This is a genomic window from Streptomyces sp. SCPE 10 (genome assembly GCF_051980735.1).
GTDB classification, from domain to species: Bacteria; Actinomycetota; Actinomycetes; order Streptomycetales; family Streptomycetaceae; genus Streptomyces; species Streptomyces misionensis.
Genome location: NZ_CP197069.1, coordinates 3,471,458 through 3,496,026, shown reverse-complemented (window position 1 = coordinate 3,496,026; position 24,569 = coordinate 3,471,458). Strand labels below are relative to the sequence as shown.

The following is a 24,569-nucleotide window of genomic DNA, read 5'->3' as shown; positions in this document are numbered from 1 at the left end:
TCAGCCTGTACCCGGCAAACCGCACATGTCGTGCATTGACGGTATATCAGCCGGGCAGTGATCTTTCCGACACGGTCCACGCTCCAGGGGTTCGCAGGGGGTAGCACATGGCCGCAAGGCCTCTCGTGGCGAGGCAGCCGAACGAACGGCTGCAGGCACTCATCCAGGAAGCGGGGTGCTCCAACGCCGGGCTGGCCCGGCGGGTCAACGTGTGCGGCGCCGAGCACGGCCTCGACCTGCGCTACGACAAGACGTCCGTCGCCCGCTGGCTGCGCGGCCAGCAGCCCCGGGGCCGCGCCCCGGCGATCATCGCGGAGGCGCTCGGCCGCAAGCTCGGCCGTACGGTCACGATCGACGAGATCGGCATGGCCAACGGCAAGAACCTCGCCTCGGGGGTCGGCCTCCAGTTCTCGCCGACGGTGCTGGGCGCCATCGAGCAGGTCTGCGAGCTGTGGCGCAGCGACGTGGGGCGCCGGGACTTCCTCTCCGGGTCCTCCGTCGCCGCCTCCGCGCTGGTCGAGCCCAGCCGCGACTGGCTGATCTCCGCGCCGGACGCCCAGGTGGCCCGGCAGGCGGGCCCGCGGGTGGGCCAGGCCGACGTGGCCGCCGTGCGGTCCATGACCCAGGCGCTGACCGACCTGGACCACCAGTTCGGCAGCGGCCATGTGCGCCCGGTCCTGGTGCACTACCTCAACAGCGTGGTCTCCGGACTGCTCGCCGGCTCCTACCGGGAGTCGACCGGGCGTGAACTGTTCGCCGCCGTCGCCCGGTTGACCGAGCTGGCCGGATACATGGCCGTGGACACCGGCCAACCCGGCCTGGCCCAGCGGTACTACATCCAGTCGCTGCGGCTCGCGCAGGCCGCCGGTGACCGCGGGTACGGCGGTTATGTGCTCGCCGCGTCCATGAGTCACCTCGCCGCGCAGCTCGGCAACCCGCGCGAGATCGCCCAGTTGGCACGGGCCGCGCAGGAGGGCGCGCGCGGGCATGTGACACCGCGCGTGGAGGCGATGTTCCACGCGGCCGAGGCCCGCGGGCACGCCCTGCTCGGTGACGCGCGCGCCGCGGACGCCGCCACCGGGCGGGCGATCGCGTCCATGGAGCGGTGCGACGCCGGCTCCGGGGACGACCCGGCGTGGATCCGCCACTTCGACGAGGCGTATCTTGCCGACGAGTTGGCGCACTGCCACCGCGATCTCGGGCAGGCCGAGCAGGCGGCCCGCTGCGCCGAGCAGGCGCTGGCCGGACATCCCGAGTCCCGCGCCCGCAGGCGCGCGATCGGTTATGTGCTGCTCGCCACCGCCCAGGTGCAGCAGCGGGAGGTCGAACAGGCCTGCGCCACCGGCATGAAGGCGGTGGACCTGCTGGAGACGCTGCGCTCCAACCGGGGCGCGGAGTACCTGGACGACCTCCAGCAGCGGCTCGAACCCTTCCGGGACGAGGCGGTGGTGCGGGAGTTCGGGGCGCGCCTCGAACTCCAGCAGGCCGCGTGAACACCGGCCCCGCGCCCGGGTGAACGTGTGGCGAACGCCACCCGGGAATGCGACCGGGGTCATATACAGCGTCGCGGGGGATCGTTCCGTTACTGCCGTGGCAGAAGGGGAGGAAGCGGACCGAGCTGCGTAGCACCCGGCTCCGGGGACCCGGTAGCGTGAGCCGACGATTCACAAGGTCCCCCATTGGTAGGAGTCCCGGTGACGCAGAGTGGACAGGGCGAGGAGCTCTCGGCGCAACCCGCGCGCGAAGGCATCGTGCTGCCCTCCGACGGAGGAGAGCCCCTGCTGCCGGGCACGCACGCCACGCCCGCCGGCGGACAGGCCTGGGGCGGATCCTGGGGGCCCGGCCGGCAGACGCCCCAGGCGGGCCGGCCGGACCAGGACTGGCCCCCGGCGGCCGCCCAGCAGTGGACCGACCACGGCGTCCCGGCGCAGCAGCCCCCGTCCGGCGCCGGACCGCTGCCCCCGGAGGGCGCCCCGGCCCCGTCGTACGGCGGTCAGCAGCCGGGCTACGGCGCCCAGGACCCGTATCAGCAGCATCAGCACCAGCAGCCGCAGTACCCGGCGCCCGGCCAGGCCGCGGCGCCGCTGCCGCCCGCCGCGCCGGGCGGCTACCAGGCCCCCGGCGCCCTGCCCCCGATGGCCGAAGGCGCCACCCAGTACCTGCCGCCGGTGCCCGCGGCCCCCGCCGACGAGGGCGCCACGCAGTACATACCGCCGGTGACCGGGGGCGCGCTGCCGCCCCAGTCGGCCGGCGAGGAGACCCGCTTCCTGGGTCTGACGGACCAGCGGCCGTCGCCGGACGCCGAGGCGACCCAGTACATCCCGCCGTACCAGGAGCCGGGGCAGGCACCGGGCCAGGGCCAGGGCGGGGACCGGCAGCCGCCCGCCGAGTTCGACAACCTCTTCCGCAACGCCCCGGCCGGGGCCACCGCGCAGCTGCCGCGGGTCGAGCAGCCGGGCGCCTACCCGCCGCAGTACGCCTCGCCCCAGACGGCGTACTCCGCGCGGCCCGGACGCGAGGACGGACAGGACGAGCGGCCGCGGCGCAAGCCGTCGAAGGTGCCGCTGATCGCCGCCGTCGGCGTCGGCATCGTCGTGGTCGGCGTGGGCGCGGGCGCGCTGCTCAGCAGCGGCGGCGGCTCGGACAGCACGGACGACAACAAGACGGTCGCCGCCACCTCCGCGGCCCCGCAGAGCTCGGGGCCCGCCGTCGACCCGGCGCGGGCGCAGGCGGTCGAGCTGGACAAGCTGCTCGCCGACAGCGGCAGCAGCCGGGCCGCGGTGATCAAGTCGGTGGCCGACGTCAAGCAGTGCGCGAGCCTGGACCAGGCCGCCTCCTCGCTGCGCGACGCGGCCGGGCAGCGCGGCCAGCTGGTCACCCGGCTCGGCAAGCTCGGCGTGGACAAGCTGCCGGACAACGCCGCCCTGACGGACGCCCTCACCAAGGCCTGGCGGGCGTCGGCGTCGGCCGACAACCACTACGCGGCCTGGGCCGACCAGGTCAAGGGCGGTGGCAAGCGGACCTGCCACAAGGGCCACGCCAAGGTCACCGACGAGGCGCAGGCCGGCAACCGCGCGAGCGGCACCGCCAGCCAGCAGAAGACCAAGGCGGCGGCGCTGTGGAACGCCATCGCCCAGAAGTACGGCCTGACCCAGCGCCAGCCGACCCAGCTCTGAGCCGGCCGGGCACGCGGGCGTGCGTCACCGCACGTCCGCGTTCTCCAGGGTGCCGGTCATGTCCGCCGTGCCGTCGATCCCGCCGACGCCCTGGCCGGCCGCGACCAGCTCGCCGCCGCGCACCACCTGGAGGGTGACGTCGGCGTTGACCATCCGCGGGAAGCCGACCGAGGCCAGCTTGCCCTCGTAGGGCCAGTACAGGGTGGGGGTGAGCCCCCCGGTGGAGACCCGCAGACCGCTGTTCAGGGTCTTGCGCACGGAGTCGGCGCTCACCTCGCCGCCGCCGATCCTGTCCAGGACGGCCTTGAACACGGTGTAGGCGATCCAGGTGGTCTGCACCCCGGCGTCCGCGGGATCGATGCGGTTGTCGTCGAAGGCCTCCTCGCTGATCACCCGCTTCATCGGCTTCCAGCGCGGGTCCGAGGCCGGCGGGTACCAGCCGGTGACGTACGCCCCCTCGTACGGCCCCGACGCCCCGCCGGTGGAGTTGATCATCGTCTGGTCGACGCTGCCCAGCACGGTGCCCAGGCGCACCGCCGGGAAGTCCGCGCGGGCCCGGCGGAAGGAGTCCATGAAGGTGTCCGTGCGGTCCCCGAGCGCGGGCACCACACAGCCCTTGCGGAGCGTGTCGCCGCTCGCGAACCTCAGCGCCCGGTCGGACTGGTCGTCGTAGCCGGTGAGGTCCTCGGCAACCAGCTGGTCGCCCGCCCCGGGATGGCCGGCCGCCTTCAGCCCCGAGTCGAGCATGGCGGGCAGCTGGTCGCCCGCGATGCTGTCCGGGCGGACCAGCGCGACCCGGCCGCAGCTCGCCCCGAGCGCCCGGCCGAGACCGGCGAGCAGGGCGGGCTGGCCGCCGTTGACCGGGTACGACATCGGGCCGGTGAACTCGTCGTCGGTGACGCCGTAGCCGCCGATGTAGGGGATGCCGGCACTCTCCAGCGGGGCGAGGAAGGAGTCGCCGAACTGGCTGTAGGAGCCGACGACCGCGACCACGTTCTCGGCCGCCGCGCGCCGGGCGCACTTGGCGGCGGCCACGCTGTCGTTGTGGTCGTTGCAGGTCAGGACCTCCAGCTTGCGGCCGTTCAGACCGCCGTGGGAGTTGATCCACTTGGCGTAGGCGAGGGCCATCGCGGGCATGCCCGGCTTGTTGGTGGCGCCGGTGTCCTGCGGGGCCCAGGTCATGACCTTGACGGTGTCCCCGGCGTCGCCCGTGACCGAGGGCAGGACCCCGCAGCCGGCGGTGAGCGACGTGCACAGGGCCATCGCGCCCAGGGACAGGGCGGCGGCCCTGCCGGGGCGGGAGAACGGGGTGGCGGGGGAGGGGGACGTGCGGGTGGTGCGGGGCCTGCCGGTCATGAACCCGCACCATTCCCCCACACCGCTAACCCGGGAGTGACCCATGGTCGACGGAAGGTGACGCCCGGGTGAATTGCGGGGGCCGCTGAAACTCCGGGCGGGCGGAACGTACGATCGTTGACCGTGCAAGGTTCGGAGAACTCTTCCCGTCGCGGCCGTCGCTCCTCCACCATGGGCGGCATGCCTGTGAACGACATGCCGTGGTGGCGCTGGCGCACACATGTGCGTTCCGCACTGCACATGCTCTCCGACCCCGTCTTCCAGCGGGACGTCTGGCTGGCCGGGGTGGACGGCTACGGCGACGTCACCGACGCCGTGTACCGGCTGGTGGAGGACACCTGGCTGGACAACTGGTCCGCGGAGAAGTACGTCGGCACCATCTTCCGGGACTCGCAGGAGGCGGCGCTCGTCGACACCGCCGTGCTGCGGGTGCTGCGGATCATGCACCAGGTCGGACCGGACGCCCCGGTCGCCGCCTACCTGGAGCATCAGGGCTGGCCGGAGGCGGTGCGCGCGGCCCGGGACGCCCACATACGGCTCGCGGCGAGCGACGGCGACGATCCGGACGCCCCGCCGAAGAGCCTCGAAGTGCTGCGGATCATGACCAGGTCCGCTTAGCGGACGTCGGCCCGCGGCCGGGGAGCGGTGTGGGATTCTGTGGTGCATGAACGAGCAGCCCGCGCCCGCCGCCCCGGCCGACCAGTACGTCCTCACCCTGTCCTGCCCGGACAAGCAGGGCATCGTGCACGCGGTGTCCAGCTATCTGTTCATGACCGGCTGCAACATCGAGGACAGCCAGCAGTTCGGCGACCACGACACGGGCCTGTTCTTCATGCGCGTCCACTTCACGGCCGAGGAGCCGGTCACCGTGGACAAGCTGCGCGCGAGCTTCGCCGCGGTCGGCGACTCCTTCCACATGGACTGGCAGATCCACCGGGCCGACGCGAAGATGCGCGTCCTGCTGATGGTGAGCAAGTTCGGGCACTGCCTGAACGACCTGCTGTTCCGGGCGCGCAGCGGCGCGCTGCCGGTGGAGATCGTCGGCGTGGTGTCCAACCACACCGAGTTCGAGGAGCTGGTCGGCTCCTACAACATCCCCTTCCACCACATTCCGGTCACCAAGGACACCAAGGCGGAGGGCGAGGCGAAGCTGCTCGACATCGTCCGCGAGGAGCGGGTCGAGCTGGTGGTCCTCGCCCGGTACATGCAGGTCCTCTCGGACGACCTGTGCAAGCGGCTCAGCGGCCGGATCATCAACATCCACCACTCCTTCCTGCCGAGCTTCAAGGGCGCCAAGCCGTACCACCAGGCGCACGCCCGCGGCGTCAAGCTGATCGGCGCCACCGCGCACTACGTGACGGCCGACCTCGACGAGGGGCCGATCATCGAGCAGGAGGTCGAGCGCGTCCGCCACGACGTCACCCCGGACCAGCTGGTGGCCATCGGCCGGGACGTGGAGTGCCAGGCGCTGGCCCGTGCGGTGAAGTGGCACGCGGAGCGCCGGATCCTGCTGAACGGGCGGCGCACGGTCGTCTTCGCCTGAGCCGGTTCTCCGGGCCGCGCGCCCGACCGGCCACCGGGCGGCCCGTCCGCCCGTCCGCCCGCAGGGCCGTCCGTTCGCCTCGGCTCACTGCTCGGCGATGGTGAAGTAGCGCGCGAACGCCGGTACGACGTCCCGCTCGCCGATCTCCCCGTCCCCGTCCGCGTCCAGCGCGGCGGCGACGGGGCCGGCGGCCTCCTCCGGGACCTGGCACACCCGCAGCACGCGTACGGCCTCCGCGACCGTGACCCGGCCGTCCCCGTCGGCGTCCGCGACGGCCAGTGCCGCGTGCAGGAAGGGGCGGGCGATCTCGGCGAACCGCTCGGGGTTGTCGCGCAGCCGCTTGACCGCGCCGCTGACGAACTCCTGCCGGGTGATGCGCTGGTCGCCGTCACGGTCCGCGATCCCGGCCATGCCCTGCCAGAACGCCTCGGCGCCGGCGTACAGCGCCTGGCCCTTCGCGGAGCGGGCGGGCACCGCGAACTCGGTGAGCAGCGCCTTGGTCACCGCGTTGAAGTCCTCGCGGGCGATGAAGCCGTTGCCGTCCTGGTCGAAGGTGGCGAACCGGGCTGCGATCCGGCGCTCGTACTCGGTGCTGACCATGTCGTTCGGGCCGCCTTACGTGTGCGTGGGGGGTGATCCACGGAGCGTACGACGCGCGTGACGGCAAGGTGACGGAAAACCGATGGTTATGCCAAGTCCGGGGGAATTCGACGCCAAGAGTGTGGTCTTGTCGCAAAGTCCGGTGTGTGGGCGGATGCACAGGCCCCCGCGGGTTCGGGGTTCACGCGGACAGGGGGCCCGCCTCCTCGGTCGTGGCGGAGTCGAGGTCCGGGTGGACGTCGAAGAGGCGGCGCACGCCGAGCGCGCCGAGGACGCGGTTGACGTGCGAGCCGTCGTCGGCGCCCCGGTCGGGCAGGACCAGCCGCAGCCGGCCCTGGCAGGAGCGGATCAGACGACGCGCGGCGACCAGCACGCCGACCCCGCTGGAGTCGCAGAAGAAGACGTCGGAGAGGTCCACGACGAGGCTGTGGTGGCCGTCGGCCACCACGTCGTGCACCCGTTGGCGCAGCACCGGCGAAGTCATGAGGTCCAGCTCGCCGCGTACGTGGAGCACGGCCCATTCGCCTTTTTCGACGCCGGTCACATTGAATGCCACGGCCCAGCCCCTCCGCTCGCCGGTTCTCCCGGAACAGCCCGGAAACGGAAGCAGTTCCTACGTTTCATTCCGCGCGGCTGCCCAGCCGCGTTTCCCTGAAACTCGATGCGGTAAACAGCACACGATCACTTAGGGGCTTGTTCCGGTCACTACCGATCTACTTTGATCAGATATGCAGGAGTCGCGTGTGAAGGAAATGTGAAGGGGGCACTATCACCTGCGGTGCGCCGGGGGGCGCACTTTGGCACAAAGAAGCATGCGTCGTGCATCGTGCCGACTACATTCGGCACGACGGCCGCACAGGTCCGGCAGGCCGGACGACGGGCGAGGGGAGGGGACCCCATGGCCAAGAAGGACGCACCACCGCGCTGGGACCGGAAGATGCAGCAGCGGCTCGCCCGGGGCGAGGCGGCCGCGCTGGGCGAGGTGTACGACCGGTTCGCCTCCCTGGTGCACAGCCTGGCCCACCGCGTCCTCGGCGACGAGAAGGCCGCCGACGGCGTCACCCGCGAGGTCTTCGCGCACATCTGGGAGCACCCCGAGACCTACGACCCCCGGCAGAGCCCGCTGCGCACCTGGATCGCGGACGTCACCCACCGGCTCGCCGTCCAGCGGCTGCGGGACCGCGAGGAGGAGCGCGGGCAGGAGGCGGACCGGGACCCCGGCGAGCCGCCGGCGCACGAGGAACTGGAACGCAAGGTGCGCCACGCCTCGGTGGCCGCCCGCGCCGACTACATCGTGCACTCCATGCCCCTGCCGCTGCGCCGCGCCCTCGAACTCGCCTACTTCCAGCGCCGCGACTACCGCCAGACGGCGGCCGACCTCGGCGTCACCGAGGACGAGGCCCGCCGCCGGCTCCGCCTCGGCCTCCAGCTCCTCGCCACGGCCCACGACACGGGCACCCCTCCGGGCTACGGCGGTGCGGTGTGAGCGGCGCGGAGAAACACCGGGCGGACCTCGGCGAGCCGTACGAGCGGCGGATACCGATGCCCCGCACCGCCGTCGAGGACAGCGGGTTCGTGCCGCCCGGACGCCCCGGCCCCGGCGAGGCGGCGGCGCCACCGCTCGATCTGCCGCACGACGTGCTGAAGTCACTGCTCGGCGCGTGGGCGCTGGCCGCCTGCTCGACGGCGGAGACCGCGGCCGTGGAGCACCACCTCGGCGACTGCGGCGGCTGCGCCGACGAGGCCCGCCGGCTGCGCGAGGCCGTCGGTCTGCTGCAACAGCCCGAGACCCTCGACCTGGACCCGGCGCTGCGCACCCGCGTGCTGCGCTCCTGCCTGGACCGCCGGCCGCCGCGCATCCCGGTGCCCGAGTGGGCGGCGCCGTACGACGCGGAGACCGCCCGCCTGGACGCGCTGCTCCAGGACTTCGGGGACGCGGAGTGGCACGCGCCGGTGCGGCTGCGCTGGTTCGAGGACGACACCCAGGTGGGCCGTCGTACGACCGTCGCCGGGGTGATCGCGCACCTGCTGTCGGTGGACGGGCTGATCGCGGCGGCGCTCGGCCTGGAGGACCCGCTGGCGGACCTCGCGAGTCCGGCGGGCCCGGCCGCGCGCACGGAGGCGTTCTGGCGCGCCGCCCCCTGCCCGCCGACCCGCGCGGTGCGGGCGCCCTGGCGGGAGCAGAGCCACGGCCTGGTGCGGACGGTCTCCTTCACCGGCGGCAGCGCGGGCGGGCTCGCCGTGTCCTACGGCGACTTCGAACTCCCGCTGCACGACGCGATGCTGGAGCGCGCCTTCGGCTGCTGGGTGCACGCGGAGGACATCGCGGTCGCGGTGGACTACCCGTACCGGCCCCCGGCCCCGCGCCATCTGCACAAGATGATCGACCTGGCCGCCCGCCTGCTGCCGGGCGCCCTCGCCGAACGCCGCCGGGCCGGCCTGTCCGCCCCGCCCGGCGGCACCCGCCACCTGGTCCCCGCCGGCGCCCCGGGCCGCAGCCTGCGCCTGGAGATCGAGGGCGCCGCGGGCGGCCAGTGGCTGATCCCGCTCGACTCCCCGGCCGCGGCGGGCTCCGCCGACCACGAGGTCGCCCATGTCGCCCTGGACGGCGTGGAGTTCTGTCATCTGGCCGCGGGTCACCTCTCCCCGGAGGAAGCCGCCGCCGGCCAGCTGGGCGACCGCGAGGCGATCAGGGACGTGCTCTTCGCGACGGCGTCGCTGAGCCGGATGTGAGCGGGGCGGTCACGCCGTCCCCCGGTCGGAGAACCGCCCCGCCGTGACCGGTACTTGAGCGTCTCCGCGGGATGTCGTCGCGTGGCGCCGCCCGGTGCCGGGGGTCCGGCGAACCGGACGCAGGCTCCGCGCACCCGCGCCCGCCGGGACGGCGACGACTTCCACGTCCCTGCGCGTCCCCGGCGCGCGTGAGTGCGGACCCGGCGCGGCGGCGGCCCACGGAGAGTGAGGAGACGCCCGCGGCCGTCTGCCCGCCCGACCGGCCCAGCGCCCGCCCGGAGCGGCCACGCGACCAAAGCGTTGGCCCAAGATGTCGCGGATCGTGGCGTCTCGAAATCACAGAGCGTTGATATCGGGTTGTGTCCTGGACGGGGGCTCGTCACGGCCCGCAGTCGGCAGCTGCTCCGGTACCTTGTGTGGGATGCGAGTGGCAGCGAGCGCGGGCGGTGCCGGCGGTGCCCTTGGGGCGGCGCCGGGAAACGCGGTGCGCGCCGCTTCTCGCCGGGCGGACCGGGCCGCGGCCCCCGCCTGTTCGACTCCCCGGCGTGAGCGTCGCACAGTATGCCCTACGCGTACTCCTTCGCGAGGGAATATGCCCGAAGCGCTTGTTGGGGTGACTGTACGTCAACCATGCTGTGCTGCAAGGAAATCACGTTCCGTGACCCTTGCTCGGGCTGTAGTCCAGGCCATGCAGAAAATGGCTACGATCGTGGCCCTCGTGATCGTCGTCACGGCTGAGGCCGGGACGGTTCGATGGCGTGGGGCCGTGGTATCGCCGGTTCGGATGGTGTGAGCGGTGCAGGTGCTTCAAGTGCAGCTGGAGATCCGGCCCGACCCCGCGGAAGTGGGGCGTGCCAGGAAGTGGGCCCGGTCGCGGCTCGGCGGGCTGGGCATAGCGGCCGACGAGCCGCTGGCCGAGACCCTCGTCCTGCTCGTGTCCGAGCTGGTCACCAACGCCGTGGTGCACACCGGCCGCCCGGCGGTGCTGCGGCTCTCGCTGCCGGGCGCGCGCACCGTCGCCGCCCCCTCGCCGACCGTGCGGGTGGAGGTCACCGACACCTGCTCGCGCGCCCCCGTGCCGCGCTGCGTCGGCCAGGACGCCACCGGCGGCCGGGGCCTGGCCCTCGTGGACTGTCTCGCCGACCGCTGGGGCTGGAGCCGTGAGGGAGCCGGCAAGAGCATCTGGTGCGAGGTGGACCGCTGCGGCCAGAGCGACGGGAACGCGGCGGTGGCGTACGGCGGCGGGCCGTCCGGCTACGAGGACTTCGCCTTCGAAGCGGTGTGACCCCGGCCGCGCGGACGCGCCGGGCCCGAGGCGGTGCCGGAGCGCCGCGCCGGGTGCGGGCCGCACCGGGCGGCGGCAGGTGCGGGCGGCGAGGGGAGGCCGCGCCGCGGGCCGCCGGGTCAAGGTCGTTCACCGGACCGCCTCCGGTCCCCCCGGCGACCCCGCCGTGCCGACGGACGGCTCGGGCGTCGCCGGTGGCGGGAGCGCGCACCGCCCCCCTGTCCACAGGTTGTGGACAACTTCTCCCCGTTCCGATTCCGGACCGGTCCGTCCCGGGCTGCCCGTGGAGGACGTCGAGAAGGCTGCGGCTACCGGGTCGCGAGCGTCCGGAACGTCCGCCGGTAGGCCGTCGGTGTCACCCCCAGCGCCTGCTGGAGGTGCTGCCGCATCGACTGGGACGTACCGAAGCCCGCCTCCTGCGCCACCTGGTCCATGGACAGGTCGGTGGTCTCCAGCAACTGCCGTGCCCGCTCCACGCGTTGGCGGGTGAGCCACTGCCCGGGGCTGATGCCGACCTCCTCGCGGAAGCGGCGGGTGAAGGTGCGCACCGACATGGCCTCCTGCCCGGCCATGTCGCGCAGCTGGATCGGCTCGTGCAGCCGGCGCAGCGCCCAGGCGCGCGCGGCGGCGGTGGTGGCGAGCTGCGGCTCGGGCAGCGGACGCGCTATGTACTGGGCCTGGCCGCCGTCGCGGTACGGGGGGACGACCGTGTGCCGGGCCACGTCGTTGGCGACCGCGGTGCCGTGGTCGCGGCGGATCATGTGCAGGCACAGGTCGATCCCGGCGGCCACCCCGGCCGAGGTCAGCACGTCCCCGTCGTCGATGAACAGCACGTCCGCGTCCACCTTGACCCGCGGGAACATCCGCTGGAAGTGGTCGGCGTGGGACCAGTGGGTGGTCGCCGGGCGGCCGTCGAGGCGGCCGGCGGCGGCGAGGACGTACCCGCCCGTGCAGATGGAGGCGAGCCGGGTGCCGGGCCGGATCAGGGCGAGCGCGGCGGCCAGTTCCCCGGTCAGCCTGCCCTCCTCGTAGACCGGGCCGAGTTCGTACGACGCGGGGACGATCACCGTGTCGGCGCGGGCCAGCGCCTCCGGGCCGTGCGGCGCGTGAATGCTGAAGTCGGCGTCCGTCTCCACCTCGCCCGGCGACCGCACAGAGCAGGTGAAGACCTCGTACAGGTGCCGGCCCCGCTCGTCCCGGGCGCGGCCGAAGAAGCGGTGCGGGATGCCCAGTTCGAAGGGGAGCAGGCCGTCCAGGGCGAGGACGGCGACCCGGTGCGCACGGAACGTCTCGGAGGCGGCCATGGCCCGATCCTAGCGAAGGCTGTCCTTCGGGCCACTCGATGCGCGGGAGGGGAGACCCGAAGCTCTATGACGTGACTCAGACAAACCGAGACGCGGCCACCGTCGCCGACCCGGCCGCGGTCCCCGGCGCGGCCACCGCCCCGGCCTCCGTCCCCACTGCACCCGAGCCGGATCGCCGTACCCGTACGAGGGTGCACCGCGCCTGGTTCGTCGCCGCCGTCACCTTCGTCACGATCACCGGCGCGGCCGCCTTCCGCTCCCTGCCCGGCCTGCTCATCGACCCGCTGCACCAGGAGTTCGGCTGGTCGCGGGGCACGATCGGCGCGGCCGTCTCCCTCAACCTCGCGCTCTACGGCCTCACCGCGCCGTTCGCGGCCGCGCTGATGGACCGCTTCGGCATCCGGCGGGTCGTCGCCCTCGCGCTGCTCGTGATCAGCCTGGGCTCCGGGCTGACCGTGTGGATGACGGCCGCCTGGCAGCTGTGGCTGTGCTGGGGGCTGCTGGTCGGGCTCGGCACGGGGTCGATGGCGCTGGCGTTCGCCGCCACGGTCACCAACCGCTGGTTCACCGAGCGGCGCGGACTGGTCAGCGGCATCCTGACCGCCGCGTCCGCCTCCGGCCAGCTGGTCTTCCTGCCGCTGCTGTCCTGGATGGTCGAGCACCACGGCTGGCGCCCCGCCGCCGTGACGGTCGCCCTCGCCGCCCTCGCGGTGGTCCCGCTCGTCTGGCTGCTGCTGCACGACCACCCCGCCGACGTCGGCCAGAAGCCGTACGGCGCACCGGAGTTCATACCCAAGCCGGCCGCCGCCACCGGCGCCGCCCGCCGCACCCTCGGGGTCCTGTCCACCGCGGTGCGCACCGGCACCTTCTGGCTGCTCGCCGGCACCTTCGCGATCTGCGGCGCCTCCACCAACGGCCTGGTGCAGACCCACTTCGTGCCCGCCGAGCACGACCACGGCATGCCGGTGACCACGGCGGCCTCGCTGCTCGCGGTGATCGGTGTGTTCGACGTCGTCGGCACCGTCGCCTCCGGCTGGTTCACCGACCGCTTCGAGCCCCGCCGCCTGCTGGCGCTCTACTACGCCCTGCGCGGCCTCTCCCTCGTCTTCCTGCCGATGCTGCTGGCCCCCTCGGTGCACCCGCCGATGATCTTCTTCATCGTCTTCTACGGCCTCGACTGGGTGGCCACCGTTCCGCCCACCCTCGCCCTGTGCCGGGAGCAGTTCGGCGACGACAGCGCCATCGTCTTCGGCTGGGTGCTCGCCTCCCATCAGGTCGGCGCGGCCGTCGTCGCCTACCTCGGCGGTGTCGCCCGCGACGTCTTCGGCTCCTACGACCTCGTCTGGTACGCCTCCGGCACGCTGTGCGCGGCGGCGGCGCTGATGTCCCTCGTCATCCGCAGAAGGCCCGCACCGCTGCCGGCCGTCTGACCGACGGCCGCCCGGCCCGGCTCACGACGAGCCGTACTCGTCCTGGGTGTCGACGTCGTAGAAGTCGGCGTCGAGCATCGTGGCACGCGGACAGTCTGTCGCGGTGCCGGAGGCCCGGCCCTCATCGCGACCGGGCCACCGCCTTGGCGATCCGCCCCGCGTCCCGTGCCAGCTCGCGCAGCATCCCGCTGATCGGGTTGGTGAACCCGGTGAAGTACAGGCCCGGTGCCCGGGCGGGCGTCCGGCCGCCGCGCACCACGGGCCGCCCGCGCTCGTCCAGTACCCCGAGATGCCCCACCAGTCCTTCGAGGCCCCGTGTGTACCCGGTCGCCGCGATCACCGCGTCCGGGGCGATCCGGGTGCCGTCGGCGAGGACCACCTTGCCGTCCTCGAACGCCTCCACGGCCGCCACCACCTCCACCTTCCCCCGGCGCACCGCGTCCACCAGGCCGACGTCCTGCACCGGGATCGCGCCCTGCCGCACCCTGCTGTACAGCCCGGTGTCCGGGCGGGGCAGCCCCCGCGCGGACAGGTCCGGCAGCAGCCGGGCCTGCTGCCGGGCGAGCAGGTCCACGAGGCGCACCGGCAACCGCCGTACCAGCACGGCCGAGTACTGCGCGGGCCAGCCCAGGGTGGAGCGGCGCACGATGTGCGGCACGGTGCGCACCGCGAGCCGCACCCGCGCGGCGCCGCCCTCCACCAGGTCCACGGCTATCTCCGCGCCGGTGTTGCCGACGCCGACGACCAGCACGTCCCGCCCGGCGTACGGCTTCGCGTTGCGGTAGGCGCCCGCGTGCAGGAACTCCCCCTCGTACGTCTCCCGGCTCGGCCAGTCGGGGATGCGCGGGGTGTGGTTGTAGCCGGTGGCGACGACCACCGCGGCGCCGGTCAGCTCGCGGCCGCCGGAGGCGCGCAGCAGCCAGCCGGTGCCGTCCCCGGTGCGCTCGATCCGGTGCACGGTCACCCCGGTGACGATCTCCAGTTCGTGGTGCTCCGCGTACTTCTCCAGGTAGCGCACCACGTCGTCGCGGGCGACCCAGCGGCCGAACCGGCGGGGGATGCGCAGGCCGGGCAGGGCGGACAGCCGGCGGGTGGTGTGCAGCCGGAGCCGGTCGTAGTGGCCCCGCCAGGAGGCGGCGACCCGGTCGGACTTCTCCAGGACGACCGCCCGTACGCCGCGCTCCCGCAGCGCGTGCGCGACGGCCAGACCGCCCGGACCGGCGCCTATCACGTACACCGGGTGGCCGGCGGGGGCCGGGGAGGGGGGTGTGGGGGCGGGGCGGGAGTCGGTCATGAGCGGGAGCGTAACCAGACGCCCGGTTGATGGGTCTCGGTCAAGACCGGAATTGGTTGCGGATTGATCACGGGTGTGCGCGCGGTGTATGCGGATGGTGTGCAAGGGGTCGGCCGAGACAGCCGATTGACGTCGCGTCAGGTTGGTGGAGGCGACGCGCGGTGGTCCGCGCCATGACCGTGTGAGCGACCGGCCGTGGGGGCGTTCCCCTACGGCGCTCCCTTACGGTCCTTCCCCAGGGCGCATCCGGTCCTTCCCTACGCGTTCCCCTACGGCCACAGCAGCCCCCTGCTCCAGCCGAACCCCGTGCTGCGGTATTCCAGGCGGATGTGCGCGCGGTCGGCGGCGCCCTGGAAGAACTCGACGGTGTCCGGGCGCAGACGGTAGAGGGTCCAGGTGGGGGCGGGCTCCGACGGGTTCTCGCGGGCCGTGGTCCACGCGGCGGCCGAGGCGTCGCGCAGTTCGTCCGCCGAGGCCAGCTCCTCGCTCTGCCGCCCGGTCAGCGCCGCCGCCAGCGCGCCCGTCGACCGGGCGTGCAGATCCGCCTGGCTCTCCTCGTAGGGCGCGGGCGCCACCGGTCCGCGCACCCGCACCTGGCGGCCCAGCACCGGCCAGTAGAAGGCCAGGGCGGCGTAGGGGTGTGCCTCCAGCGCCCGGCCCTTGCGGCTGCCGGCGTGCGTGGCGAAGGACCAGCCGTCCGGGTCGGCGCCGTGCAGCATCACGATCCGTACGTCCGGCCGCCCCTCCTCGTCCGCCGTGGCCAGCGACATCGTGTGCGGTTCCGGCTGCCCGGCCGCCACGGCCTGCGCGAACCAGTCGGTGAACAGCGGCAGCGGGGTGGGCGGGGCGGTGTCGGGGTCGAAGGGGGGCAGTGTCGTCGTCCCCGCATCCCACACCCGCAGCGACCTCAGCAGCGCCGGGAGATCAGTTCCCATTCCCCCATGGTCACATCCGTGCCGCCGCGCCCACAGCCGGGACCGCTCACGAGCGCCCGCCCGGTCGGTCCCGGCCGGGCGCCGGCGTCCCGGGACCACACATCTAGAGGGTCGCCAGCCGCTCCACCAGGAGCAGCCAGCGCCTGTACGACGACCGGCTCGCGACCCTGCCGGGTGTGCAGCGGCTGACCTCCACGCTGGTGATGAAGCACGTCGTACGGGACCGCCCGCTGCCCTCCTGACCCCTCCGGAAAACACGGCGGGCGGCGGCTCACCCGAGGTGAACCACCGCCCGTCAGACAGGACTTGGTGCCGTGGAGGAGAAAGGAACGTGCCGGTACCTACCGGGTGAAAGAGGAGCGGGCTATTTCGACGGCTTGCGGCCCGTCACGCCCAGGTGGACCAACAGGGCCAGATTCGGCTTGAGTTCGGCCTGCTTCACGCCCCAGGAGGAGAAGCCCTTCTGGTGGGCGGCCACCGCGGCGAGCATCGCGACGAGCGAACCGGCCACCGCCGAGGGGTTCACGTCCTTGTCGACGCGCCCCTTGGACCGGAGTTCCGTGATCGAGTCCGCGAGGGAGCTGTTCACCGAGTTGAGGATCTTCATGCGGATCTTGTAGAACCGTTTGTCCCCTTCGGCGGCACCGAGATCGACCACGCGCAGGATCGCCTCGTGCTTCTTCCAGAAGTCCAGGAAACCGTCCACGAGTTCCTGCGCCGTCTGCCAACCGGACTTGCCGGCCCAGGACCGCCCTTCGAGCAGTTCGGTCAATCCGGCGCCCTCGGCCGCCATTTGCTCGGCGATCTCCAGGACGGCGCCCTCGACGTCCGGGAAGTACTGGTAGAAGGTCGCGGGCGAAGTGCCCGCCTTCCGGGCGACATCGATGACCTTGACGTCCCGGTACGGGGAGGAGCTGAGCATCTCGCTGAGGCAGTCGAGCAGCTTCTGCCGGGTCGCCTGCCCACGTCGACCGGCCACGCGGCCGTCGACGGTACGCACTTGTCCTGTCATGCCGTCAGCTTACCGAGGGGGGCCGAGAGCGCGATTCGGCCGAGTGCAAATGGGGTGCACGCCCGTATCGGCGGTGGTGTGCCTGGTCTGCGCGGTGCGCGCCGCCCGGTTACTTTGACGGCATGGCCGAAAACAGGGCATCCGCGAACGAAGAGCCACACGGGGGTCACCGTGGCGCACCGGAGGGCCGGGAGCACCCCGGACCGGAGGCGGGACGCGAGGAGCCGGCCACCGGAAAGTCGCCCGGGGCACCCGCCGCCGAGCCCCCTTCCGGGGAAGGGGAGCCCGCTTCCGGGGAAGACGAGCGGCTCGCCGACACCCAGGAGATGCCGCGGCCCGACACCGAGGAGATCCCGCGCGTGGGCGCCGGCCCGCGGCAGCCGCCGCCCGCCGCGAAGCCGGCCGCCCCGGCCCCCTACCGGGAGGGCACCCCCTGCTGGATCGAGGCCCAGCTGCCGGACCTCGAAGCGGGCAAGCGCTTCTACGGGGAGCTCTTCGGATGGAGCTTCGAGGAGGGGTACGGCGGCTCGGTGTGGGCGCGGCTCGGCGGGGAGCCGGTCGCCGCGCTGGAGCGCAAGACGGACGGGCGGATGCCCACGGTGTGGACGGTGTACTTCGCCACCCCGGACGCCCAGACCCTCGGCCGGCGGATCGTCGCGGCCGGCGGGCAACTGGTCGTGGCCCCGTATCCGGTGGGCGACCTCGGCCGGGCCGCACTCGCCGCCGACCCCGAGGGCGCGGTGTTCGGGCTCTGGCAGGCCCGCCGGCACCCCGGGTTCGGCCGCCGTCACGAGCCCGGCACCTTCGCCTGGGCCGAGCTGTACACCCGCGACACCACCGGCGCCAACACCTTCTACGGCGGCCTGTTCCACCACGCCCTGTTCGCCCCCGGCGCCGAGCCCGACTTCGGCCGCGCCGACGTCACCGACGTCTTCCCCGCCGAGATGCCCCCGCACGTCCTCACCCACTTCCGGGTCGTCGACCTCGACGACGCGCTCGCCGCCGTTCGGCGGCTCGGCGGCCGGGTGCAGGCGGCGCCGTTCGAGGCGTCGTACGGGCGGGTGGCCGTCGTCACCGACAATCAAGGGGCGTCGTTCGCACTGCTGCGACGGTGAGCGGAGGCGGATGCTCCGGAAATGATCCTGGAGTGTCCGTGATGGAAAGGAGACATCCCGATTTGTCGCCGGGTTCGCAACCGGCCGTCCGGCCAGGAAGAATCGGGGTGCGACCGCCGTGGCGGTGCGGTGGTGAGACGCTGCGCTTCGGTCGCGTACCAATGGGGTGGCACGGCCAGTACGGGGAGGTGGCAGGCAAGTGGATCAGCTGACGCAGCACGATCCGCGGCGGATCGGGCCGTTCGAGGTGCTGGGCCGGCTGGGTGCCGGCGGCATGGGGCTGGTCTATCTCGCGCGCTCGGCGTCCGGCCGGCGGGTGGCGATCAAGACGGTGCGCACCGAGCTGGCCGAGGACCAGCTGTTCCGGGTCCGCTTCACCCGTGAGGTGGAGGCGGCCCGCGCGGTCTCCGGCTTCTACACGGCGGCCGTGGTCGACGCCGATCCGCGCGCCGCGGTGCCCTGGCTGGCCACCGCGTACGTCCCCGCGCCCTCCCTCGAGGAGATAGTGAACGACTGCGGGCCGCTGCCGGCGCAGGCCGTGCGCTGGCTCGCCGCGGGCGTCGCCGAGGCCCTCCAGTCGATCCACGGCGCCGGGCTGGTCCACCGCGACCTCAAGCCGTCCAATGTGCTGGTGGTCGAGGACGGCCCCCGGGTGATCGACTTCGGCATCGCCTCCGGTGTCTCGAACACCCGTCTGACGATGACGAACGTCGCCGTCGGCACCCCCGCCTACATGTCGCCCGAGCAGGCCAAGGACTCCCGCAGCGTCACCGGCGCCAGCGACGTCTTCTCCCTCGGCTCCATGCTGGTCTTCGCGGCCACCGGCCACCCGCCCTTCCACGGCGCCAACCCGGTCGAGACCGTCTTCATGCTGCTGCGCGAGGGCCCGGACCTCACCGGCCTGCCCGACGAACTGCGCCCGCTCATCGAGCTGTGCATGCAGATGGACGCCTCCGCCCGGCCCACCCCGGCGGATCTCCAGGCGCAGCTCGCACCCCATCTGTTCGGCTCCGGCTCCGACGACAGCGGCACCGCCTCCGCCTGGCTGCCCGAGAAGGCCGTGGCCCTGATCGAGGCCCGCCGCGGCGGACGCCCCGCCGCCAAGCCCGCCCCGGCGACGACCGGCGCCGGGCCGCGCGCCGCCGCCCGCCCGACGATTCCGCCGCCGCCCCCGTACGATCCCCCGGTCCCTGCGGCCCCGTCCGTCGCGCCGGCCCAGGGCCCCGCCTCCTTCGCCGCCCCGGCCGCCGCCCCCGACACCGGTCCGGTCCGGCTGGCCGGCGCCCCGGTGCCGATCGGTCCCGGCCCCCGGGTCGCCGACGCCCGTGCCGCCGCCGTCAAGGCGCCCCCGCCGGAGGCCGGACTGGTCGCCAACTGGACCCGCCCGCGCCCCGGTCCGGCCGGCGCCGACCCCGCCGTGCCGGCCGCCCCGCCCGGCCCTCCGGAGCCGAACGGCTGGCGGCCCTGGCGGTTCCGGATGTCCAACGACGTCTGGGGCACCCCGTCCGTCGACGGCGACCTCGTCTACGTCACCTCCTTCGAGGTGCACGCCCTGGACGTGGCCACCGGCCGGCGCCGGTTCAAGACGCGGGACGTGGCCTGGTCCATGGCGGTCGCGGACGGCCGGGTGCACGCCTCCGACGGCCCCACCCTGTTCGCGCTGGACGCCCGCGGCGGCACCGATCTGTGGCGGCTGTCCACGGACGCCTGGGTGTACTCGCTCAAGGCCGACCGCGGCACCGTCGTCACCGGCACCCGCGGCGGGGGCGTCCAGGCCTGGGAGGCGGCCACCGGGCAGAAGCTCTGGGAGATCGCCGGCTGCCAGACCGACTTCGAGTCCCCGGAGGCCGGCCCGCTCGTCCACGACGGCACGGTCTACGTCTGGCAGGACGCCCGGCTGCGCGCCCTGGACGCCCGCACCGGCGAGGAGCGCTGGTCGTACCCGATCGGCGACGCGGCCTCCTGCGGCGGCGTCCCGGTGCGCCTCACCCCGGCCCCCGACGGCCACGTCTACCTCGCCGCGGGCAGCCGCGTCCTCGCAGTCGAGGCGGTCAGCGGCAGGGTGCGCTGGCACTTCGAGGCCCCCGCGGTCTTCCTCAGCCCGCCCGCCTTCGCCCCCGGACCGGCCGTCACCGGCGGCGGCGTCTACCTCGCCGACTACCTCGGCACGGTCTACGCCCTCGACGCCGCCGACGGCCGCGACCGCTGGCGGATCGCGACCGAGGCCCGCGCCTCCGTCGAGCCGGTCCTGGTGGCCGCCGGGCACGTCCACGTCGGCAGCGGCAAGGGCCTGTACACCCTGGACGCGGTCACCGGCACCCCCAAGTGGCGCTTCCAGGCGGGCGGCGACGTGGTGGGCGCCCCGGCGGTGGCGGAGGGCCGGATCCACTTCGGCTCCACCGACCACCTGCTCTACACCCTCAAGGCCGACGACGGCCGGCTGCGCTGGAAGCTGGCCACCGGCGGCGAGATCACCGGCTCGCCGGTGGTCAAGGACGGGGTGGTGTACGCGTGCAGCAAGGACCGCTGCGTGTACGCGCTGGACGCGGAGAAGGGGACGGGGACGGCTCGTACGGCGTGACGGGCCGGCCGTGCGCCCGCCGTGTGCCCGCGTGCGGGCGGGTCGTGCGACGGCCGTCGTACCGGTGTGTCACGGAAGGGCTCCGGACGGCGGCCGTCCCAGGGCCGACGCTACCCGGGGTGCCGGAACCCCGCCACGCGGTGAACGCCTACACCGGCCACCACTACGGTCACGGCAGCCACTCGGGCGGTGGCGGCGGGTGCGGCAGTTCGCACCAGGACCACGACGCCACCCACTCGGACTACGACGACGAGGAGGACTTCGGCGACGACGGCAGCGGCAGCGGCACGGGCGACGACGCGACGCCGACGCCCGATGCGAGCACCAACGCGGTGCTGGGGTACGGCACGGTGGAGCTGGTGGGCTGCGCCACCGCGAAGAAGCCCTGTGCGACGGTCGAGATCACCAACCCGACCGACCGGGAGGACACCTTCACGGCGCGGGTGAACTTCGTGGCCGACGACGATCTCACGATCTCCTTCGGCAGCACGGACGTCACGCTCCCCGCGCACGGCACGAGGTCCGTGAAGATCCCCTTCGGCGAGGACGCCGACCTCGACTCGCTCGACCACTGCGAGGCCCAGCCGGACGCCTACCCGGTGGACTGAGGTTCCCCGAGCGCGCCCGGAACTCCCGCAGGCGGACGCGCTCGCACACACGTCGGCCGCGACGGCTCCCCCTCCGCGCCGCCGCGGCCGATCCCCCTGTGTGGCCCCCGTCGGACCAGTCCCCCGTGGTCTGTGGGGCGTTACGCCTTCTCGGAGCCGGCGTGGTTCTCCGCGGGCTGCACGATGTCCTCGGCCACGACGCCGGCGTGGTTCTCGAGAGGCTTGATGGTCTCGTCGCCCGCCACGACGCCGACGTGGCTGTCCAGCGAGCCGTCGCCGGGGCTGCCGGCGTGGTTCTCCAGGGTGCTGATCTTGGTCTTCTTCGCGGTCTCGCTCATCGTCGGCAACTTTCTGTCGGCGTCCTGAAAGGGCGATTGGGCGTCCGGCGGCTCCCCCGAGGGCCGCCGGACGGATTGCAAGGCCGTCACCCTAACGGTGAGACCAGGTGCCGGTTCGTCTGGCCCCCCGCCGCGACGAACCGGCACTCATGAGGATGGCGAGCGGCGATAAACAAACAATGAACGCGGGTGCTGCCGGTCCGTCAGGCGGCCGCGGTGCACCGGAGGAAGGCTCTGACCTGCTCCGCCTCCGCGGCGCCTGACCGCTCGTGCTCGGCGAGTGCCTCACGCCAGCAGGCACGTGCCCGGTCCGTCTGGCCGAGACGCTCAAGCGTCTGACCCAGCGTCGTCAGCACATTGGCCCGCATCCAATCACCTCCGATGACGCGGAGCGCAAGGGCTTGCTCGGCGTGGCGCGCCGCGAGGGCGTACTGACCACCCGCGAAGTGTGCCTCCGCGATGCGGAAGTTGGCCGTCCCCTCCCACAGACGTTGCCTGTTGTCCTGGAACAGCCGCAACGCCTCGTGGAGTTGCTCCAGCGCCTCGTCGCTTCGGCCCGCGGCGTTCAACGCGATACCCAGGGCGAGCCGCGCGTTGGCGACCCGCAGCGTCATGCCGAGCCGGTCGTAGAGGGCCAGCCCCTGTCCCGCGAGATCGACCGCGCTGTCGAGCCGGCCGAGCTTCACATGGATCCGGGAGAGATTGCACAGGGCGCTGGCCTCTCCCGGCAGGTTGCCGTCCGCGCGGTAATTGGTGATCGCCTCTCGCAGATGCCGTTCGCCGTCGTCGTTGCGGCCCTGGTAGAGGGCGATGATGCCGCGGTCGTTGGGGACCCAGCAGCACGGCGCGAGATCGTCCGCCGCCTGGGCCAACTGGATCGCCAGCCGGGCCTCCTCGTCGGCCTGGTTGAACCGGTCGGAGACCAGCAGCGCGTTGGTCAGCGCCGTACGCGCACGGCCCTCGGCTCGCTGGTCACCCGCGTCGCGCGCCATGTCCCGCACGGCGACGGCGGTCGTCTCGTACTGGTGGGAGTTGGCGCCGGACTCGGCGAGGTCCTTGGCCACCCACAGCAGGTCGACGGCCCGTCTCAGCATGCCCTGCCCGGCGCTCTGCCGGACACAGGCCAGCAGGCAGTCCCCCTCGGCGTGCAGCCAGTCGACGGCGCCCTTGGAGTCGCTGAAGGTCAGGCCCGGGTGCCGGGTCGGTTCCAGATGGTCCACCAACCGGTCCCCCGGCCGCTCGATGGCGTACACGCCCGCCGCCGTCGCCAGATAGAAGTCCAGCAACCGCGACATCGCCGCCCCCCTCCCGCTCGCCGGCCGCTCGTCGCGTTCGGCGCACGCGCGGGCGTAGAGGCGGACCAGGTCGTGGAAGCGGTAGCGGCCGGGGGCGGCGGATTCCAGGAGGGAGGTGTCGACCAGGGATTCCAGGAGGTCTTCCGTCTCCTCCGGCGGCAGGTCCAGGACCGCGGCCGCGGCCGGCAGGGAGATGTCGGGGCCGTCGGCCAGGCCCAGCAGGCGGAAGGCGCGGGCCTGGGCGGGATCGAGCTGGCCGTAGCCGAGTTCGAAGGTGGCCTTCACCGCCAGGTCCCCGGCCTGCAGCTCGTCCAGCCGGCGGCGCTCGTCGGCGAGCTTGGCGGCGAGGACCGAGACCGTCCAGGTGCGCCGGGCCGCGAGGCGGGAGGCGGCGATACGGATGGCGAGGGGGAGGAAGCCGCAGGCGGCGACCACGTCGAGTGCGGCCTCCCGCTCGGGCGTCACCCGTTCCGCGCCGACGATCCGGGTGAACAGGGCCAGCGCCTCGTCGGGGGACATGACGTCCAGGTCGACCAGGTGCGCCCCGGCCAGCCCCACCATCCGCATCCGGGACGTCACGAGGGCCGCGCAGCCCTCCGTGCCGGGCAGCAGCGGGCGTACCTGAGCCGCGTCCTTGGCGTTGTCCAGGAGGACCAGGACGCGGCGGCCGTCCAGCACCGAGCGGTAGAGGGCCGCGCGTTCCTCCAGCGAGTCGGGGATCGCGGAGTCCGCCGTGCCCAGCGCGCGCAGGAAGGAGCCGAGGACGGTCTCCGGTTCCGCCGGGCGGTGGCCCGCGCCCTGGAGGTCGACGTAGAGCTGGCCGTCCGGGAAGGCGGAGCGGGCCCGGTGGGCCACGTGCACCGCGAGCGTGGTCTTGCCGACGCCGCCGATGCCGGCCATCGCGGAGACCGCCATGACGCTGCCCTCCGTCTCGCCGGCCGACGCCAGCACCGCGCTGAGCTCGTCCACGAAGGCGGCCCGGCCGGTGAAGTCCGGTACGGAGGCGGGCAGTTGTGCCGGGCGTACGGGTGCCGCGGGTGGCTCGGCGACCGGCGCCGAGGGTTCCGCGAGTGCCGGGTCGGCCTGGAGGATGCGCTGCTGGAGCTCGCGCAGCCCGGGGCGCGGGTCCACGCCCAGTTCCTCGGCGAGCAGCCGGCGCGTGTCGGCGTACACCGCCAGCGCCTCGGCCTGCCGGCCGCTGCGGTACAGCGCCAGCATCAGCAGCTCGCGCAGCCGCTCCCGCAGGGGGTGCGCGGCGGTGAGCGCGGTCAGCTCGGAGACCGCCTCCGCGTGGCAGCCCTGCTCCAGGTCCATGTCCAGGCGGGACTCCAGCAGGCCGAGCCGCCACTCCTCCAGGCGGACGCGCTGCGTCTCGGCGTAGGGGCCGGGCACGCCCGCCAGGGGCTCCCCGTCCCACAGGTCCAGCGCCTCGTTGAGCAGGGCGCGGGCCCGGGCCAGATCGCCGGTGCCGCGCGCCTTCTCCGCCTCCGCGCCGAGGTCCTGCGCCCGTACGAGGTCCAGCGCGGCCTCGCCGAGCCCGCGCACCGCGTAGCCGCCGGACTCGGTGACCAGGACGCCGGAGCCCAGCACCTTGCGCAGCCGGGACGCGTACGTGCGGACCGCCGCCAGTGCCTGGGACGGCGGCTCGGAACCCCACAGCGCGTCGATCAGCTCCGCCGCCGTGGCCGTGCGGCCCTCGCGCAGCAGCAGGGCGGCCAGCAGGGCCCGCTGCTGGGGGGAGCCCGTGTGCAGGGCTTCCTCGCCGCGCCAGGCCCGCACCGGACCGAGCACGCCGAACCTCAGCGCCGCCGGCTCCGCGCCTGTCGCGGAGCCGGGTCGCCGCTGCTCGGGTACTCGCGGCCGACCGTCCATGCGTTCGCCCCCTCGGCATCACAGACAACCCCGTCAGTTTGCCTTGTTCCGGGTGGTTGCGTCAGCCGTGGGAGACGCCGATCACAGGCCGC

Annotated in this window: 20 protein-coding genes and 1 pseudogene; 12 read left to right on the top strand and 9 right to left on the bottom strand. The window is 73.6% G+C overall.

The window, feature by feature from the left end; all coding sequences use genetic code 11:
• The first annotated feature begins 107 nt into the window (after positions 1–107).
• A complete protein-coding gene (locus ACSP97_RS16240) occupies positions 108–1,493 on the top strand; it encodes a transcriptional regulator (protein WP_355148017.1) in 1,386 nt (461 codons plus the stop codon).
• Between the two features lie 201 nt (positions 1,494–1,694).
• Positions 1,695–3,176, top strand: coding sequence for a hypothetical protein (locus ACSP97_RS16235; protein ID WP_440558052.1), 1,482 nt, complete (start codon positions 1,695–1,697; stop codon positions 3,174–3,176).
• A gap of 24 nt (positions 3,177–3,200) precedes the next feature.
• Here ACSP97_RS16235 and ACSP97_RS16230 read toward each other — a convergent pair whose 3' ends face one another.
• Positions 3,201–4,532 (bottom strand): ABC transporter substrate-binding protein, encoded by a 1,332-nt coding sequence (locus tag ACSP97_RS16230; RefSeq protein WP_355321826.1) that lies wholly within the window; start codon positions 4,530–4,532, stop codon positions 3,201–3,203.
• 117 nt (positions 4,533–4,649) lie between these two features.
• Between ACSP97_RS16230 and ACSP97_RS16225 the strand changes: the two genes are divergently transcribed.
• Both ACSP97_RS16225 and purU read left to right on the top strand, forming a co-directional pair.
• Positions 4,650–5,150 (top strand): SCO4402 family protein, encoded by a 501-nt coding sequence (locus ACSP97_RS16225; protein ID WP_355148011.1) that lies wholly within the window; start codon positions 4,650–4,652, stop codon positions 5,148–5,150.
• 46 nt (positions 5,151–5,196) lie between these two features.
• Entirely contained in the window at positions 5,197–6,075 is an 879-nt protein-coding gene (gene purU / locus ACSP97_RS16220; RefSeq protein ID WP_355148009.1) for a formyltetrahydrofolate deformylase, read from the top strand.
• 84 nt (positions 6,076–6,159) lie between these two features.
• Here the strand turns inward: purU and ACSP97_RS16215 are convergent, their stop codons facing one another.
• Positions 6,160–6,675, bottom strand: coding sequence for an EF-hand domain-containing protein (locus ACSP97_RS16215; protein WP_358270398.1), 516 nt, complete (start codon positions 6,673–6,675; stop codon positions 6,160–6,162).
• 181 nt (positions 6,676–6,856) lie between these two features.
• On the bottom strand, positions 6,857–7,231 hold the full coding sequence (locus tag ACSP97_RS16210; protein WP_440558049.1) for an STAS domain-containing protein: 375 nt from the start codon (positions 7,229–7,231) through the stop codon (positions 6,857–6,859).
• Positions 7,232–7,573: 342 nt separating this feature from the next.
• Here ACSP97_RS16210 and ACSP97_RS16205 point away from each other — a divergent pair, with 342 nt between their 5' ends.
• The 3 genes from ACSP97_RS16205 (at position 7,574) to ACSP97_RS16195 (ending at position 10,693) form a co-directional block, all read left to right on the top strand.
• Positions 7,574–8,161: a sigma-70 family RNA polymerase sigma factor gene (locus ACSP97_RS16205; protein WP_355148003.1), complete on the top strand. Its 588-nt coding sequence runs from the start codon at positions 7,574–7,576 to the stop codon at positions 8,159–8,161.
• The gene (locus ACSP97_RS16200; RefSeq protein ID WP_440558047.1) at positions 8,158–9,408 is read left to right on the top strand and encodes an MDMPI N domain containing protein; all 1,251 of its coding nucleotides are present in this window, start codon (positions 8,158–8,160) and stop codon (positions 9,406–9,408) included. The genes ACSP97_RS16205 and ACSP97_RS16200 overlap by 4 nt, the downstream gene beginning before the upstream one ends.
• A gap of 811 nt (positions 9,409–10,219) precedes the next feature.
• Positions 10,220–10,693, top strand: a complete 474-nt coding sequence (locus tag ACSP97_RS16195; RefSeq protein WP_355148201.1) for an ATP-binding protein — start codon at positions 10,220–10,222, stop codon at positions 10,691–10,693.
• Between the two features lie 308 nt (positions 10,694–11,001).
• Here ACSP97_RS16195 and ACSP97_RS16190 read toward each other — a convergent pair whose 3' ends face one another.
• The gene (locus ACSP97_RS16190; protein WP_355148001.1) at positions 11,002–11,997 is read right to left on the bottom strand and encodes a GlxA family transcriptional regulator; all 996 of its coding nucleotides are present in this window, start codon (positions 11,995–11,997) and stop codon (positions 11,002–11,004) included.
• A gap of 71 nt (positions 11,998–12,068) precedes the next feature.
• Here ACSP97_RS16190 and ACSP97_RS16185 point away from each other — a divergent pair, with 71 nt between their 5' ends.
• Positions 12,069–13,427 carry an MFS transporter gene (locus ACSP97_RS16185; RefSeq protein ID WP_440558044.1) on the top strand — a complete coding sequence of 453 codons (1,359 nt, stop codon included), beginning with the start codon at positions 12,069–12,071 and terminating at the stop codon, positions 13,425–13,427.
• A gap of 121 nt (positions 13,428–13,548) precedes the next feature.
• Here ACSP97_RS16185 and ACSP97_RS16180 read toward each other — a convergent pair whose 3' ends face one another.
• Together ACSP97_RS16180 and ACSP97_RS16175 are read right to left on the bottom strand one after the other, a co-directional pair.
• On the bottom strand, positions 13,549–14,721 hold the full coding sequence (locus ACSP97_RS16180) for a flavin-containing monooxygenase (protein ID WP_440558043.1): 1,173 nt from the start codon (positions 14,719–14,721) through the stop codon (positions 13,549–13,551).
• 269 nt (positions 14,722–14,990) lie between these two features.
• On the bottom strand, positions 14,991–15,656 hold the full coding sequence (locus tag ACSP97_RS16175; protein WP_358673191.1) for a pyridoxine/pyridoxamine 5'-phosphate oxidase: 666 nt from the start codon (positions 15,654–15,656) through the stop codon (positions 14,991–14,993).
• Between the two features lie 134 nt (positions 15,657–15,790).
• On the opposite strand from ACSP97_RS16175, the pseudogene ACSP97_RS16170 reads away from it, so the two are divergent.
• Positions 15,791–15,898, top strand: a pseudogene (locus ACSP97_RS16170) (Lrp/AsnC family transcriptional regulator); the annotation flags it as partial.
• Positions 15,899–16,020: 122 nt separating this feature from the next.
• On the opposite strand, the gene ACSP97_RS16165 reads toward ACSP97_RS16170, so the two are convergent.
• Positions 16,021–16,656, bottom strand: a complete 636-nt coding sequence (locus ACSP97_RS16165; protein ID WP_355148199.1) for a TetR family transcriptional regulator — start codon at positions 16,654–16,656, stop codon at positions 16,021–16,023.
• A gap of 452 nt (positions 16,657–17,108) precedes the next feature.
• Here ACSP97_RS16165 and ACSP97_RS16160 point away from each other — a divergent pair, with 452 nt between their 5' ends.
• The 3 genes from ACSP97_RS16160 to ACSP97_RS16150 all read left to right on the top strand — a co-directional run bounded on the left by ACSP97_RS16160 (position 17,109) and on the right by ACSP97_RS16150 (position 20,972).
• A complete protein-coding gene (locus ACSP97_RS16160; protein ID WP_358673778.1) occupies positions 17,109–17,783 on the top strand; it encodes a VOC family protein in 675 nt (224 codons plus the stop codon).
• A gap of 199 nt (positions 17,784–17,982) precedes the next feature.
• Positions 17,983–20,364 carry a serine/threonine-protein kinase gene (locus ACSP97_RS16155; RefSeq protein WP_355147993.1) on the top strand — a complete coding sequence of 794 codons (2,382 nt, stop codon included), beginning with the start codon at positions 17,983–17,985 and terminating at the stop codon, positions 20,362–20,364.
• Between the two features lie 119 nt (positions 20,365–20,483).
• Positions 20,484–20,972 (top strand): hypothetical protein, encoded by a 489-nt coding sequence (locus ACSP97_RS16150; protein ID WP_440558040.1) that lies wholly within the window; start codon positions 20,484–20,486, stop codon positions 20,970–20,972.
• A 140-nt stretch (positions 20,973–21,112) separates the two neighbouring features.
• Here ACSP97_RS16150 and ACSP97_RS16145 read toward each other — a convergent pair whose 3' ends face one another.
• Together ACSP97_RS16145 and ACSP97_RS16140 are read right to left on the bottom strand one after the other, a co-directional pair.
• A complete protein-coding gene (locus tag ACSP97_RS16145) occupies positions 21,113–21,310 on the bottom strand; it encodes a hypothetical protein (protein WP_355321834.1) in 198 nt (65 codons plus the stop codon).
• Between the two features lie 203 nt (positions 21,311–21,513).
• On the bottom strand, positions 21,514–24,477 hold the full coding sequence (locus ACSP97_RS16140) for a BTAD domain-containing putative transcriptional regulator (protein WP_440558038.1): 2,964 nt from the start codon (positions 24,475–24,477) through the stop codon (positions 21,514–21,516).
• Positions 24,478–24,569: the final 92 nt, after the last annotated feature.